The organism is Desulfosporosinus acididurans (assembly GCF_001029285.1).
Classification (GTDB): Bacteria; Bacillota; Desulfitobacteriia; order Desulfitobacteriales; family Desulfitobacteriaceae; genus Desulfosporosinus; species Desulfosporosinus acididurans.
The window spans coordinates 141,004-156,617 of sequence record NZ_LDZY01000012.1; the positions used below are offsets into that span (position 1 = coordinate 141,004).

A 15,614-nucleotide genomic window follows, 5' to 3' on the forward strand; every position below is an offset into this window, starting at 1 on the left:
GTTATGAGCATAGACCAAAAGCATCCTTTGTGGACTAATCTTAATAGACTTGCTCTGGTAACGAGTATTCTAGTCCTCTTGAAGATTTTTACCTATTTTTTTCAAGTATTTTTGCCGGTCTTTGGCGACGTTTTAGGGAAGGCCTTTGGTGCATTTTTACCTTTTATCATAGCGCTTATTCTTGCTTTTTTACTCGAACCCTTGGTCGTCAGAATTATGCACATCATTCATATACGACGGCCCTTCGCTGCGATTCTTACGTTAATTCTAGCCATTGCTGTTCTCAGTCTTTTTGTCTTTTTAATTGTTGCCCGACTCTACACTGAGCTATCCGAATTAGCGGTTACTCTACCTAATTATGGTTATTTGGTGGATTTGGTGACTCATCAAATTGATACCATCGAAAAGTATGTTACTGTTAATCCTCAGATCCAAAGTACTTTGACCACATCTACCGAGAGCCTTGCAAGAATGCTTCAAGAATGGGCAAAATCCGGGAGCTTATTCTTGCTTGGCTTTCTTACTGCTTTACCTCGTGTCTTCATTGTTATGGTTGTCTCCCTCGTGGGAACGTTAATGATGAGTTCTAGCTATCCTAATGTTCGGCAGTTTATCTCAAACCTTTTTCCGCGCCGCTGGCATGTCAGCGCACAGGCAGTTAGTCAGGATTTAGGGGCTGCGGTTGTCGGCTATATTCGGGCTTTGGCTATTCTGATGTCGGTTACGGCATTTTCAACGATTATCGGCCTTCTGATTATTGGGAACAGGTATGCAGTTACCTTAGGTGTGTTTGCAGGATTATTAGACGCCGTTCCCATTGTAGGAACGGGTCTCTTATTCGGCCCCTGGATTATCGGCTTGTTAATTCTGGGCTCTTTCGGTGTAGCTCTTAAGGTCCTGATTATGTGGGTTGTTACGGTTGTGGTACGGCAGTTTCTGGAGCCTAAAATTATGTCTCAGGGAATTGGACTGCACCCTCTGCCTACATTGATATCTATGTATGTCGGCCTTGAGCTTTTGGGATTTGTTGGAATTTTGGTCGGTCCGGGTATCGTCATTAGTTATGAGGCATTACGTAAAGTTGGAATTTTTGGACGTAGGGATTAAAGGTTCAGGAGGGTCACTTAAACCAGTTATTAAAAGGAAGAAGATGATGTTTGAGTTGAAAACGCTAACCATCTTAGGCTCAACAGGCTCAATCGGACGTCAAACCTTGGACGTTGTTCACCATTCAGAAGGTCAGCTAAAGGTTCATGCTTTGGCGGCTGATAAAAATGTGAAACTAATAGAAGAGCAGGCCCGTTCTGTTCACCCGGCTGTTGTAGTTATGATGGATGAAGATGCGGCTCGCGAACTTCGGGAACGATTGTCGGATACATCGATAAGAGTCATGCAGGGCATGGATGGTATGATAAACTCGGTAGTTGCCCAAGAAGTGGATACCGTCGTTACTGCGCTTTCCGGGCGTATTGGGCTGGAACCGACCCTTTCGGCTCTTGAAGCCGGAAAGGCAATCGCTTTGGCTAATAAGGAAACGTTGGTTGCCGGTGGAGAGTTGGTTATGGCGAAAGCAAAAGCCATGAATTGCCCGATTATTCCAGTCGACAGCGAACATTCGGCTGTTTTCCAGTGTCTTGAAGAGAATCCTGAAACCCTTGAAACTATAATTTTGACTGCCTCAGGAGGCCCATTTTTTGGCTGGTCCAAGCAGGAGCTGGCGAATGTCACCCTTGAAAAAGCCTTGCGTCATCCAAACTGGTCAATGGGAGCAAAGATTACCATCGATTCTGCTACAATGATGAATAAGGGACTCGAGGTCATAGAGGCTCATCATTTATTTGCTGTCGATTATGACCACATTGAAGTTCTCATCCATCCGCAAAGTGTTGTTCATTCTATGGTGCAATATCGTGATGGCTCTGTTCTTGCCCAATTAGGAAAAGCGGATATGCGCTTGCCAATTCAATATGCTTTAAGTTATCCGACACGCTGGAAAAATCCCTTTGAGCGACTCGATCTAAGGGGAAAGACCCTTGCGTTTTTCGAGCCTGATTTGGAAGGCTTTCCGGCTTTAGCTTTAGCCTATAGGGCAGGACGAAGAGGCGGAACGCTTCCTGCAGTTATGAATGCGGCAAATGAAGTTGCCGTATCGGCTTTTCTGCAAAATAAACTTAGCTATCTTAAAATTTATGAAATTGTGGAAAGGGTTTGTTCTGAACATCATGTTTTAGATCATCCGGAATTGGGAAGTATACTCGATGCAGACACATGGGCACGAGGTCGTACCTTAGAACTCCTTTAGGAGTTGCTTCAAAAAACATTGTAACGTTTCATGACTGTGAACTCAAAAAACTTCAACTAAGTGTTCTATCATAGATGGTCGAAGGTTTTTGAATGTCGAGATAAAGGAGGGTTAAATGTGACTACAGCGCTCGCCATTATTTTCGTTTTTGGAAGTATGGTCATGATTCATGAGTTTGGTCATTATATGGTTGCTAAATTAATCGGTGTAAGGGTTATAGAGTTTAGTTTTGGCTTTGGTCCTAAAATTATTGGGTATCAAGGGAAGGAAACTCTTTATGCTTGGAGGCTTATACCTCTGGGTGGATTTGTAAAACTTCACGGTATGGACGCGGAAATCGATGAACAAGGGAGAACAATCATAGCTCCTGTTGATGATGAGCAAAGCTTTATGAACAAGCCGGTCTGGCAGCGGATGGCGGTTATTGCTGCGGGTCCGCTCATGAACTTTGTTTTAGCGATTGTCTTGTTTGTTGGTGTTTTCGCCTATTTGGGAGTGCCAACTCAGAGCAACAGCAACGCTATTGGTTCTCTTGTCAGCGGAAAACCTGCAGCAGCCGCAGGGATACAGCCGGGAGATAAAATTCTGGCAGTAAACCAAGAATCTACACCCGATTGGAATCGTCTTACTGAAGTTATTCACGGCAAACCGAATCAACAACTCGCCCTTACCATCGAAAGTGCCAAGGGAAATAAGACTCATGTTGTATCGGTCAAGACTGAGAAAGATGCCCAAACAGGGTATGGGATGATTGGAATTGCACCGGAAGTTGTTTATATGCATGCGTCGATTCTTCAGTCTACGGGATTCGGATTCCAACGCACCTTAGACTTTACTAAGTTCATTGTCGTGACCTTAACCCAAATGATTACGGGCAAAATTCCAGCTGAGGTGGGCGGCCCTGTAATGATTGCCCAAGCAATCGGAGAAGGCGCTCATGAAGGACTGTCCAATTTGCTTGGCTTAACTGGGGTATTAAGCATTCAATTAGGTCTTATTAACTTGTTTCCTATTCCGGCGTTGGATGGAAGCCGACTTGTTTTCTTGCTGTTTGAAGGATTACGAGGGAAACCCTTAAACCCGGAAAAAGAAAATATGATTCATCTGGTAGGGTTTGTTTTACTCATGGCCCTAATGATTGCTGTTACTTACAAAGATGTGGTGCGCCTTTTTGTTAAGGCCGGTTAGACGAAGGGAGAATCTGGAGGTTATATGTTTTGCAAAGAAAAAAAACTAAACCGGTGCAGATAGGCTCTGTAGTTATTGGCGGGGGAGCTCCTGTCGTTGTTCAGTCTATGACTAATACGGATACACGTGATGTGGAGAATACACTGCTGCAGATCAATAACTTGGCTCAAGCCGGGTGCGAAATTGTACGACTGGCGGTTTTGGACATGGATGCGGCGGAGGCTTTGAATGCTATTGTCCTTGCAAGTCCTCTCCCGACTATTGCCGACATTCATTTTGATTATCGCCTGGCCATTCGTGCTCTTGAGCAGGGGATCCACGGTTTGCGCCTCAATCCGGGAAATATCGGTGCTCGCTGGAAAGTTCAAGAAGTTGTGAAGGCGGCAAAAGAACGGCAGATTCCTATTCGTATCGGGGTCAATGGGGGATCATTAGAAAAAGAAATTTTAGAAAAATATGGGGAGCCAACGGCTGCCGGGATGGTGGAAAGTGCTCTTAGACATATACGGCTCTTGGAAGACGAAGGTTATGATAAGATTAAGGTTTCCTTGAAAGCCTCTTCTGTTCCCATAATGCTGCAAGCTTATCGACAAATATCAGAATATGTCGATTACCCCTTGCATTTAGGTGTCACTGAGGCAGGAACAGTTCGTTCTGGTGTTGTCAGATCAGCGGTTGGCATTGGTACGTTACTTGCTGAAGGAATCGGAGATACCATTCGAGTATCCTTAACTGGTGATCCTGTGCACGAGATTCCTGTCGCGCTTGAGATATTGCATGTTCTTGGGTTAAGACAACGGAGCATTGATTTAATCAGTTGTCCAACTTGTGGACGAACTCAAGTTGATCTGGCGGCCTTGGCTGAAAAAGTGGAGGAACGGCTTTCCCAGCTCCCCTCCTTAGATAAACCTTTGAAAGTTGCCGTTATGGGCTGTGCGGTTAACGGCCCCGGTGAAGCCCGAGATGCTGATTTTGGAATCGCCGGAGGCAAGGGAAAAGGACTCTTATTCCGTAAGGGAGAAATTGTCGCCAGTCTTAGCGAAGAGGAGCTGTTGCCGGCGTTACTTGAGGAAATTGAAAACTACGTCTCAGCTCACAAAAAACAGTGAACTCGGGATTCCTCTTACTGTTACATAAAGGAAAGGAATGGCTATAAATGCGCGTTAGTCAATTATTAAATCCAACTCTGCGTGAGGTACCTGCTGAAGCGGAAATTATTAGTCATCAATTGATGCTTCGAGCCGGCTTAATACGCAAATCTGCTGCGGGAGTATATACCTATTTGCCTCTGGGTTTACGAGTCTTAAAAAAGATTGAAGCCATAGTTCGTCAAGAAATGGATAGTAAAGGCGGGCAAGAAGTATTGATGCCAATTATGCAGCCTGCGGAATTATGGCAGGAAAGCGGACGCTGGGATGTATATGGAGAAGAAATGTTTCGCTTAAAAGACCGCCACCAGAGAGAGTTCTGTCTGGGGCCGACTCATGAAGAAATTATTACTGATTTAATCCGGGGAGAAATTCGCTCTTATAAACAACTGCCAATTCTTCTCTACCAGATTCAAAATAAATATCGGGATGAACGCCGTCCACGCTTTGGTTTAATGCGCGGACGGGAATTTATTATGAAAGACTTATATTCCTTTGATCGCGATGAAGCAGGACTTGATGTTAGTTATCAGAAAATGTACGATGCCTACTGCCGGATTTTTTCTCGCTGTGGTTTAGCCTACCGCCCCGTTGAGGCCGATGCGGGAGCGATTGGTGGTACAGGCGGTACCCATGAATTTATGGTGTTGGCTGATTCGGGCGAGAACTCTGTTGTTTATTGCCCAGATTGTAACTATGCGGCAAATGTCGAAAAAGCAGAATGCCGGCCTCAGCCTGTAGAAGCAAAAGCAGAAAAAGGAGAACGTCAATTGGTGCACACACCTAAGGTAAAAACAATTGACGAAGCCTCAGATTTCTTAAAAATTCCGGCAACCAGCTTTATTAAGTCCCTGCTTTATCAAGGGGATGACAAACTCTTCCTCGTACTCGTTCGCGGAGACCGGGAGGCCAATGAGATCAAGATAAATAACGCCTTAGGCGGGTTTATTTCTCTCCAACTCGCTTCGCCAGAGACTGTGAAGAAACTATTGGGATGTGCCCCAGGTTCCGTAGGCCCTGTTGAGGTACCGCCAAGTTTATTGGTTATTGCTGATCAAGAGGTCTCATTAATGGAATATGCTGTTTGTGGTGCCAATAAGGATGATTATCATCTTGTCGGTATCAATCTGAAAACAGAACTGCGGATTGATCAGATTCATGATTTAAGGACTATTGTTCCAGGAGAAGCATGCCCGAATTGCAGAGCTTCTCTCAAAGAGGCTCGGGGCATTGAAGTTGGTCAAGTCTTTAAACTTGGGACCAAGTACAGTAAAGCTTTGGGGGCAACTTTCTTAGATGAAAACGGTGTGGAAAAGCCCTGTGTCATGGGATGTTATGGAGTTGGTGTGAGTCGGACAATGGCATCAGCGATTGAGCAGAATTATGATGAATCGGGGATCATTTGGCCAATACCGATTGCACCTTATCATTGCATTCTTGTACCGGTAAGCACGAAAGATACTCAAGTGGTTGAAGCTGCTGAAAAACTCTATCAGGAACTTCAAAGCTTGGGAGTTGAAGTTATTTTAGATGATCGGGATGAACGAGCGGGTGTTAAGTTCAAAGATGCAGATTTGGTTGGCTATCCCTTACGTATTACCATCGGAAGTAAGACACTAGCCAATGGACAAGTTGAGCTTAAAGAACGAAAAGGTGGAGATACACGCCTGGTTTCTCTAAATGATACTGCTGGGCAGGTCAAAGCTATTATTGAAAAAGGCATGTCCTTTTGATCGTCCCTTGAGGGGGAGCAAAAGACCATGGTTCTAAGGTTGCACATGTTGGATGGATATGCTATATTAGTATAAGGAATTTGTAGTGATTGTTGGAAAGGAGTGGGTAGTAGCCCGCTCCTTCGTTTGTTCCCTATCGGAAAGTATCAACTTTTAAAAAATGCTATCGCGCTGAAGGATGAACTCTACCCCCACCGAAGCAAGGTATGGGAACCACTCTCACTTGTAGAAGTGGGAGTTTTGCGACTGGATAAATTCGGGCTGAGTATAACTCGAGAACATCTTCGTTAGAATATACTGGGAACCTTCTTTTCTCCTTAGTTAAATTGATAAAGGGGCGCTTAATTATGAATGATTCTTTGGAACAACAAATCGCATTGCTGGTTGAGCCATATGCTAAAGAAAAAGGGCTTGAATTAGTCGATGTTGAGTACATAAAAGAAGGTGCACACTGGTATTTGCGTCTCTTTATTGATAAGGAGGGGGGCGTGGATATGGACGATTGTGCGGAGATGAGTCACGCCGTGAGTGATATGCTTGACGAGAAAAACCCAATTCCTCAGGCGTATATGTTAGAAGTTTCTTCTCCCGGTTTAGAACGACCTCTAAAAAAAGACGAGGATTTTATCCGGTTCCAGGGAAGGTTAGTTACAGTACATACGACGTCGCTGGTTCAAGGATACAATGAATTTACCGGTAATTTGGTGGGCCTCATAGACGGCGAAATTGTTTTAGAGCATGAAAATAATCGGATTTCGATTCCACGTGCCTTGACGAAGAATACTCACCTAGCATTAGATTTTTAGATTAGTTAGGGACAATAGAATAAGGAGGAACAAGGAAAAATGAATATGGACTTCATCGAGGCTCTTCATGAATTGGAAAAAGGGCGGGGGATTTCTGCTGAGATTTTATTTGAGGCTATTGAAGCTGCACTAATTTCCGCTTACAAGAAGAATTTCGGGTCTTTACAAAACGTACGAGTTCTTATCGACCGCATGACGGGAGAGTTTAAAGTATTCGCTCGCAAAACGATCGTGGAAAATGTTGAAGATTCGCGTACTCAAGTCAGTTTAGAAGATGCTCGAAAACTTAATCCCAGCTATCAGCTTGAAGATATCGTCGAGTATGAAGTAACGCCTCGGGATTTTGGACGAATTGCGGCTCAAACAGCCAAACAGGTTGTCGTTCAGCGTATCAGAGAAGCTGAACGAGGTATGATTTATGATGAGTATGTTAATCGGGAAGGCGATATTGTTACTGGTGTTGTGCAGCGGTATGAACAGAAGAATGTTATCGTTGACTTAGGTAAAGTCGAGGCGGTATTGCCGGCTCAAGAACAAATTCCTGGTGAGGTTTACCAATCCTTTGAGCGAATTAAAACCTATGTTGTGGAAGTAAAAAAAACCACGAAAGGTCCCCAAATTATGCTGTCACGGACTCATCCGGGTCTGATAAAGCGATTATTTGAATTGGAGGTACCGGAGATTCACGATGGAGTTGTGGAAATAAAAGGCGTTTCCCGAGAGGCTGGCGCCCGCTCCAAAATTGCGGTCTATTCGCGGGATTCTAATGTCGATCCGGTCGGAGCTTGTGTTGGCCCGAAAGGAACGAGAGTTCAGACCATCGTCACGGAGTTAAAAGGGGAAAAAATTGACATCGTTAATTTTTCCACCGACCCTCACGAATTTGTCGCCAATGCCCTTTCGCCGGCTAAGGTTGTGGGAGTCTATCCGAAAACTAATGAGAAAGTAGCTGTCGTTGTTGTTCCCGACTATCAGTTATCTCTTGCTATTGGCAAGGAAGGGCAAAATGCCCGCTTAGCCGCTAAACTAACTGGATGGAAGATCGATATCAAAAGCGAATCTCAAGCAGTTGCTTTAAACCTTGTTTCGGAAAATCCAGAGGATGGATACGAAAATTTTGAGGACTACGGCGAATATGAAGAGTATATGGAATATGATGAATTTGCAGATATAGATCAAAATCAGGATAACGAGCAGGAATATGTTGAAGATGAGTCGGCTTTAGACAATGATGACACTAACAAATATCAAAACTCTGACGAATATAACGAGGAATCGATTAAACAACTATCCGATCAAGACATGGATGATATCTTGGATTGGGTGTCTGAGGACGATTTGAACGAAACCATTAATTCTGATAAGAAATAATGAAAGAGAGCGGGTGAAGGTATGAATACACGGAAAATTCCCATGCGGATGTGTTTGGGTTGTCAACAAATGAAACCTAAAAAAGAGCTTCTGAGAATCGTTAGAACTCCGGAAGGAACTGTTGAACTCGATTCAACGGGGAAGAGGAATGGACGTGGAGCATACATTTGCTCTGACTTGACTTGCTTTAGAACGGCAGTTCGTGAGCATCGGTTCAGAAAAGCCTTTGAAGTGGATATTGATCCTAAGGTATTGGCAGATTTAGAAGGGAAGATTTCTCCGTGAATTCACGAATCCAGGCCTTGATGGGACTCGCACGCCGAGCAGGCAAAATAGCCTCCGGGGAAGCACAAGTTGAGGCATTATTAAAAAAAAAGAAGGGATATTGCCTTATCTTGGCCGAAGATGCACCAGGGGCTTATAAAAAATTCGATCAATGGGCAAAAGATTTAAAACTTCCAGTGGTTGTCACTGGAACTAAGCACGAGTTAGGGCATTCAATAGGACTTTCGCCGCGTTCAGCAGTTCTTATATTAGATCAGGGGTTTGCAAAAGCTATTTCACTAGCAAGGAGCTGATGCTTGGAGCGTAATGGGGGAGCCGAATATGTGGGGGTGGTTAAATGAGTATTCGTGTTCATGAATTAGCAAAGGAATTAAACTTTAGCAGTAAAGAAGTGATTACAAGACTCTTAGCTTTAGGAACGGATGTTAAAAATCATTTAAGTACTGTCGATCAAAAAGATGCTGATCGTTTAAGGGATCAACTGAAGGGAAAGGAGATAAATTTGGATCATTCTGAACGTAAAAATTCTGAGGAAATAAAAACAAAAACATCTGAAATCGGTCAAGAAGATCGGACTGCGGAAGGGCGGACTTCAATGCCGCGTCCCGCTTATCAAGGACAACCGCAAGGTTCTCGTTCAAATCAAGTCCATAACCAAGGTCCGCGTCCTAATGCCCAAGGACCGTCTCAAGGACCCCGCACGGGTACTCAAAGCCCACGCCCAGGATATCATGGCCAAGGGCAATCCCAAGGCCCGAGACAAGGCTATCAAGGACAACCATCAGGACCACGCCCCAGTTATCAAGGACAGCCCCAAGGCCCGAGACAAGGTTACCAGGGACAATCTCAAGGTCCGAGACAAGGTTACCAGGGACAATCCCAAGGCCCGAGACAAGGTTACCAGGGACAATCCCAAGGCCCGAGACAAGGTTACCAGGGACAATCCCAAGGCCCGAGACAAGGTTACCAGGGACAATCCCAAGGCCCGAGACAAGGTTATCAGGGACAATCCCAAGGCCCGAGACAAGGTTATCAGGGACAATCCCAAGGCCCGAGACAAGGTTATCAGGGACAATCCCAAGGCCCGAGACAGGGTTACCAGGGACAATCCCAAGGCCCGCGTTCTTCATCTGCCCGCGCTGGGGCGGGTATCCCAGCAACTCCGGTAATTACGGAGCAAGTGAAACGACAATCACCTGCCAGTAAAAAAGCGCAAGATAAAGCTTATGAACGAAAACGAGAAATGGAAAAAGAACGAGAAAGTGTGCTCCGCGCGCCCCATAGGCGCGTTCAAAAACAGCCCAAGAAAGAAGTTAAAGATACTACTCCGAAACACATTGTCATTCAGGAATCAATCTCTGTTCAAGATTTAGCTATTAAAATGAGCCGCAAAGCCGGAGAACTCATAAAACATCTTATGAATTTAGGAGTTATGGCAACCATAAATCAAGAACTGGATTCGGAAACAGCAACCATTCTTGCTAATGAAATGGGCGTCACTGTTGAGGTAAAGGCAGAAAAATCGTTAGCTGTTATTGAAGAGATAGAAGATGACCCGAAAGATCTTACTCTCCGCCCGCCGGTTGTTACAGTAATGGGACATGTTGACCATGGAAAAACCTCTCTGTTGGATGCAATTCGTACTACAAATGTTACTTCTTCCGAAGCTGGAGGAATTACCCAGCATATCGGTGCCTATCAGGTAGAAATCAAGGGCCAGAAAATTACCTTTTTAGATACACCAGGTCACGAGGCCTTTACGGCAATGCGGGCACGCGGTGCTCAAGTAACAGATATAGCGGTACTTGTGGTTGCTGCTGATGACGGAGTTATGCCTCAAACAGTTGAAGCCATTAATCATGCCAAGGCCGCAGAAGTCCCGATTATTGTGGCTATTAATAAAATCGATAAGGAAAATGCTACCCCCGAAAGAGTTAAGCAAGAATTAACCGAATACGGATTAGTGGTCGAAGAATGGGGCGGAGACACGATTGCTGTTCCCGTATCGGCCAAATCAAAGGTTAATATTGAGCAGCTTTTGGAAATGATACTCCTTGTTGCAGAAGTTCGTGACCTTAAGGCCAATCCTAACCGACTGGCAGCAGGAACCGTCATCGAAGCTGAGCTGGATAAAGGGAAGGGACCTATAGCCACAGTACTTGTCTCCAAGGGAACACTCAATGTTGGGGATGTTGCTGTTGCAGGCTGTGCCTTTGGCCGAATTAGAGCTATGGTCGATGACAAGGGCCGACGTGTTAAAAAGGCTGGTCCGTCCATGCCTGTCGAAATACAGGGCCTGTCAGAAGTACCTGAAGCCGGAGAACCTTTTGCTGTGGTAGCTGATGAAAAATTAGCGCGTCAAATTACCTCGGCACGGACTGCAGTAAGAAAGGTTGAAGAGTCAAAGCGTACTGTCGTAAAAGTCAGTTTGGAGGACCTCTTTGATAAGATCAAAGAAGGAGAAATTAAAGAGCTCAATATCATCATTAAGGCCGATGTTCAAGGTTCTGTAGAAGCCCTTAGACAATCCCTATTGAGGCTTTCAACGGATGAAGTCCGCGTAAATCCTATTCATGGCGGTGTCGGTGCAATTAATGAAAATGACATAATGTTAGCCTCTGCCTCCAACGCGATTATCATTGGCTTTAATGTTCGGGCAGATTCCAATATGAAAGCTACAGCAGATCTTGAAGGTGTTGATTTGCGGTTTTACAGAGTCATCTATGATGCCATTGAAGATGTTAAGGCTGCTATGACTGGTCTCCTGGATCCAACCTTTAAGGAAGTTGTTCTTGGTAAAGCTGAAGTTCGCCAAGTTTTCAAAGTTCCCAAAGCAGGAACTGTTGCCGGTTGTATGGTAACAGAGGGAAAAATTCTTCGTTCGGCAAAGGTACGCGTTATCAGGGATGGCATTGTGATTCATGAAGGAGAAATGGAATCTCTGCGACGCTTCAAAGATGATGTCAAAGAGGTCTTAGAGAGCTTTGAATGTGGAATTGGAATCGAAAAATATAATGACATTAAAGAAGGAGATATCCTTGAAGCATTTGCTCTTGAAGAGGAAAAAAGAACATTATAGTAATCCCAGGAGGGATATCTATGTCAAAACATCGACCTAACCGTTTGGCTGAAACTCTGAAAGAAGAAATATCTCAAATGATTTTAGTTGAACTCAAAGATCCTCGAATAGGCTTTGTCACAGTAACAAGTGTGGATGTGGCTAATGATTTAGCTCATGCTAAAGTCTATGTCAGTGTTATGGGCAATGAGGAGGAGACTAAAGCATCTTTAGATGCCCTTAATAGAGCGGCCGGTTTTATCAGAAGTGAAATTGGGAAACGAATTCGTTTGCGACATGCACCAGCCATAGTTTTCGTCAATGATCCATCGATCCAGCATGGCGCCCATATTGCTAAGTTGCTGCGCGACGTTGGTGCAGCGGATACTGCAGACGAGGATGAATCGCATGAGTGAACGTCTATTAACCGAAGAAATACTAGAAGTTCTGAGAAAAGCGCCATCGGTGGCGCTTTTCTCCCATGTCTCGCCGGATGGCGATTGCTTAGGATCTATGTTGGCTCTTGGACTTGCCCTCGAAACAATGGGCAAAAAGGTAACGTTCTTTAATCCGGACCGCGTACCGATGGCTTTAGCTTTTTTGCCAGGTTCTGACCGTATTCGGCAAACTTTGCCGGATCCGAGGCCACAAGTTTTAGTCTTTGTGGACTGTACGGACCTAAGACGTGTATCATTAACTTCAGATTATTTTGGTGATAGTATTATTATCAATATTGATCATCATATTTCTAATCAAAAGTTTGGGCATTATAATTGGATTAATGATCAGGCGAGCGCTTGTGCTGAAATTTGTCTAACTTTGCTTAAACAATTGGGGATTGCTCTTAATCGAGAAATAGCGACAAATCTCTATACAGGTATTGTTACTGATTCAGGATGTTTTCAATATAGCAATACAACAGCGCACACTCATCGTCTAACCGCAGAACTTATTGAGACAGGATTGGATTTAGCAAGCATCCATTATCAGTTATTTGACCAGAAACCACTTGCTCAGGTTAAGCTCTTGCAAGCAGCCTTAAATAGTCTGGAGCTTTACGCTGATGGACAGTTGGCAGTTATGACCTTAACTCTTGAGAATTTTCGGCAAAGCGGAGCAGACCAGGAACTTAGTGAGGGATTGGTTAATCATGCACGGAGCATTAAAGGGGTAGAGGTAGCCGTTTTGCTCAAAGAAGTGGGGGCACAAGAGATTAAGAGCGGTTTTCGCTCCAACGTGTGGTTTGATGTCAATAAGGCTGCATCACAATTTGGCGGCGGTGGACATAAGCGGGCAGCTGGTTGTACATTCAAGGTTTCGCTCATTGAGGCAAAGCAACAGGTCATTAGTGTCATTGAGGAGGGGTTAATCCTTGGACGGCATCGTTAACGTCCTAAAACCGCCGGGAATGACCTCTGCGGATGTTGTTGCTTGGATGCGCAGAACACTGAAGACTAAAAAAGTTGGTCACACCGGCACTTTGGATCCTGGAGTTGTCGGAGTTTTGCCCATTTGTGTAGGAAAAGGAACTCGTCTTGCTGAATATATTACTGAGCAGGGAAAGGCATATCTTGCTGAGGTCACCTTTGGAATTAAAACCGATACCCAAGACTCTTTTGGGAAAACGGTCTTTGAGAAACAGCCTTTTCTTAAACGAGCTGAAGTTGAGAGAGAGTTAAGGAAATTCACAGGCAAAATTTCGCAAATTCCTCCCATGTTCTCAGCGGTACACAAAGATGGTAAGCGTTTATATGAATATGCTCGGCAAGGAATTTCTATAGAACGAGAGCCGCGTGAGGTAACTCTTTATAAGATCGAGCTTAAGAAATGGTATGATGAAGAATTTCCAAGAGCAATTTTATATATCGAATGTTCCAAAGGGACCTATATTCGAACATTGTGTTATGACTTAGGTGAGGACTTAGGCTGTGGGGCTTATATGTCGTACTTGCTTCGGATTCGGTCCGGCCCTTTCGAAATTCAAGACAGCTGGACTCTGGAAGAGATCGATGAGACTGTTCAAACATCACTGGCTCCCTTTCTTTTGCCTTTAACAGCCGGTATTGACCTGCCCAAGGTCTACTTATCAGCTGCTCGGGCTAATGCGTTTCGCAATGGGTTATCAACAAAGAGAGAACTAGTCAGGACCTCAGAACCTATTTCAAACTCTCAGGTTCAAGTTCTTGAGGGAGAGTTGTTAATTGGAATTGGAGTGTGGCGTGAAAATTCTCTTTTTCCCTATAAGGTTATTGGATGATTTAGGAGGTCAAAATCCGTGCAAGTTCAAACAAATATGCCAACCAATAAAGAGCCTTGTGTATTGGCATTAGGAAATTTTGATGGAGTGCACCTTGGACATCGTCGTTTGCTTGAGCATGGATTGAGACAAGCTGAACGTTTGGGAGTAGGTCTTAGTGTTTTGCTCTTTGAGCCCCATCCATTGAAAGTTCTGCAGCCTGAACGAGGAATTCAGTTACTCACGACGAATCAAGAACGATTGAAATATTTTGAGGAGATTGGGGTAAACACAGTATTTCTTATTCCTTTCACTCGTGAGATGGCCAATACTACACCGGAAGACTTTGTCGTCAGGATTCTTATGCCCCTGGGGGTAGTTCGCGTTGTTGTGGGCTTTAACTATTCGTTTGGTGCTCATGGTAAGGGAAGTCCAGAACTAATTCAGTTATTGGGCAAGCAATATGGATTTGGAGTCAGTGTTCTTCAAGCACAGATGCTTGAAGGAAGGGTTATTTCTTCGAGCAGTATCCGTAAAGCTTTGCTGCAAGGAGATATTGCTTTGGCGAGCGCCCTCTTAGGCCGATCTCCCAGCTTAAGCGGAACAGTGATTCATGGGGAAGAACGTGGACGATTACTAGGTTACCCGACAGCAAACCTTCGGTCAAATGAGGATATACTAATTCCCAAACGAGGTGTCTATGCCGTTTGGGCAAATATCAATGGTGCCTTTGCAGCTGGTATGATGAATATTGGTATGAAGCCAACGTTTCATGATATGTATGGGACGAGTGTTGAAGTGAATTTCTTTGATTTTAACGGAGACTTATACGGTCAAGAATTAACAATTCATATTGAGGAACGGTTGCGTGACGAGAAAAAATTTGATGGAATTAACGAACTTCTTCTTCAATTGAAAACCGATAAAATAAAAGCACAGAGTCTTCTTAAGGGATTGCTGTAAAGAAGGTCTCAAAGCAGGCCTGGAACTTTACAAAAGCCCAAGAACCATGTATACTATCATAGAACCTATGGGACCCGTTGACTCGGCTTATCGAAGCTCCGACGGTGTGCTGGGCAGCAGGGAATATTGATTACTGGAGGAAATTAACATGATGACACCTGAAAAGAAACAAGAGATTATAGTTAAGTATGCTCAACACGAAGGAGATACTGGTTCCCCGGAAGTCCAGATTGCTCTCCTTACGGAACGTATTACCTATTTAACGGAACATTTTAAAACTCACAAAAAAGACCATCATTCGCGGCGTGGACTTTTAAAAATGGTCGGTTCCCGACGTTCGTTGTTAAATTATCTGAAGAAAGTTGATTTTGACCGTTATCGTAATATTATTACCGCCCTTGGTTTGAGAAAATAATAAAGATAGCACTATAGAAGTGGGTCATATGATCCACTTCTTTTAACGTTTTTAAAAGTCTTTCCTCATATTTGCTTATATTTCAGAGATATTCTTAAGCAGAGAGTTT

Annotated in this window: 15 protein-coding genes; all 15 read left to right on the plus strand. The window is 44.1% G+C overall.

Features of this window, described 5'->3' with window-relative positions:
- Positions 1-3: 3 nt before the first annotated feature.
- The 15 genes from ytvI to rpsO all read left to right on the plus strand — a co-directional run bounded on the left by ytvI (position 4) and on the right by rpsO (position 15,505).
- Positions 4-1,107 carry a sporulation integral membrane protein YtvI gene (gene ytvI / locus DEAC_RS16650; RefSeq protein WP_047811203.1) on the plus strand — a complete coding sequence of 368 codons (1,104 nt, stop codon included), beginning with the start codon at positions 4-6 and terminating at the stop codon, positions 1,105-1,107.
- A gap of 55 nt (positions 1,108-1,162) precedes the next feature.
- Positions 1,163-2,302: a 1-deoxy-D-xylulose-5-phosphate reductoisomerase gene (locus DEAC_RS16655; RefSeq protein ID WP_047811243.1), complete on the plus strand. Its 1,140-nt coding sequence runs from the start codon at positions 1,163-1,165 to the stop codon at positions 2,300-2,302.
- Positions 2,303-2,419: 117 nt separating this feature from the next.
- The gene (gene rseP / locus DEAC_RS16660) at positions 2,420-3,490 is read left to right on the plus strand and encodes an RIP metalloprotease RseP (RefSeq protein ID WP_047811204.1); all 1,071 of its coding nucleotides are present in this window, start codon (positions 2,420-2,422) and stop codon (positions 3,488-3,490) included.
- A 29-nt stretch (positions 3,491-3,519) separates the two neighbouring features.
- Entirely contained in the window at positions 3,520-4,599 is a 1,080-nt protein-coding gene (gene ispG / locus DEAC_RS16665) for a flavodoxin-dependent (E)-4-hydroxy-3-methylbut-2-enyl-diphosphate synthase (RefSeq protein WP_047811205.1), read from the plus strand.
- A 47-nt stretch (positions 4,600-4,646) separates the two neighbouring features.
- On the plus strand, positions 4,647-6,371 hold the full coding sequence (locus DEAC_RS16670) for a proline--tRNA ligase (RefSeq protein ID WP_047811206.1): 1,725 nt from the start codon (positions 4,647-4,649) through the stop codon (positions 6,369-6,371).
- 347 nt (positions 6,372-6,718) lie between these two features.
- Positions 6,719-7,177: a ribosome maturation factor RimP gene (locus DEAC_RS16675; RefSeq protein ID WP_047811207.1), complete on the plus strand. Its 459-nt coding sequence runs from the start codon at positions 6,719-6,721 to the stop codon at positions 7,175-7,177.
- A 39-nt stretch (positions 7,178-7,216) separates the two neighbouring features.
- Positions 7,217-8,548, plus strand: a complete 1,332-nt coding sequence (gene nusA / locus DEAC_RS16680; protein ID WP_047811208.1) for a transcription termination factor NusA — start codon at positions 7,217-7,219, stop codon at positions 8,546-8,548.
- Positions 8,549-8,569: 21 nt separating this feature from the next.
- Positions 8,570-8,833 (plus strand): RNase P modulator RnpM, encoded by a 264-nt coding sequence (gene rnpM / locus DEAC_RS16685; protein ID WP_047811209.1) that lies wholly within the window; start codon positions 8,570-8,572, stop codon positions 8,831-8,833.
- Positions 8,830-9,126, plus strand: coding sequence for a L7Ae/L30e/S12e/Gadd45 family ribosomal protein (locus tag DEAC_RS16690; RefSeq protein ID WP_047811210.1), 297 nt, complete (start codon positions 8,830-8,832; stop codon positions 9,124-9,126). Before rnpM ends, DEAC_RS16690 begins: the two co-directional genes overlap by 4 nt.
- A 44-nt stretch (positions 9,127-9,170) precedes the next feature.
- Positions 9,171-11,912 (plus strand): translation initiation factor IF-2, encoded by a 2,742-nt coding sequence (gene infB / locus DEAC_RS16695; protein ID WP_047811211.1) that lies wholly within the window; start codon positions 9,171-9,173, stop codon positions 11,910-11,912.
- Positions 11,913-11,932: 20 nt separating this feature from the next.
- On the plus strand, positions 11,933-12,307 hold the full coding sequence (gene rbfA, locus DEAC_RS16700; RefSeq protein WP_047811212.1) for a 30S ribosome-binding factor RbfA: 375 nt from the start codon (positions 11,933-11,935) through the stop codon (positions 12,305-12,307).
- On the plus strand, positions 12,300-13,280 hold the full coding sequence (locus DEAC_RS16705) for a DHH family phosphoesterase (protein ID WP_053006478.1): 981 nt from the start codon (positions 12,300-12,302) through the stop codon (positions 13,278-13,280). Before rbfA ends, DEAC_RS16705 begins: the two co-directional genes overlap by 8 nt.
- Positions 13,264-14,148 (plus strand): tRNA pseudouridine(55) synthase TruB, encoded by an 885-nt coding sequence (gene truB / locus DEAC_RS16710; RefSeq protein WP_047811214.1) that lies wholly within the window; start codon positions 13,264-13,266, stop codon positions 14,146-14,148. The genes DEAC_RS16705 and truB overlap by 17 nt, the downstream gene beginning before the upstream one ends.
- Positions 14,149-14,166: 18 nt before the next feature.
- A complete protein-coding gene (locus DEAC_RS16715) occupies positions 14,167-15,090 on the plus strand; it encodes a bifunctional riboflavin kinase/FAD synthetase (protein WP_047811215.1) in 924 nt (307 codons plus the stop codon).
- 148 nt (positions 15,091-15,238) lie between these two features.
- Positions 15,239-15,505 carry a 30S ribosomal protein S15 gene (gene rpsO, locus DEAC_RS16720; protein WP_047811216.1) on the plus strand — a complete coding sequence of 89 codons (267 nt, stop codon included), beginning with the start codon at positions 15,239-15,241 and terminating at the stop codon, positions 15,503-15,505.
- Positions 15,506-15,614 lie beyond the last annotated feature (109 nt).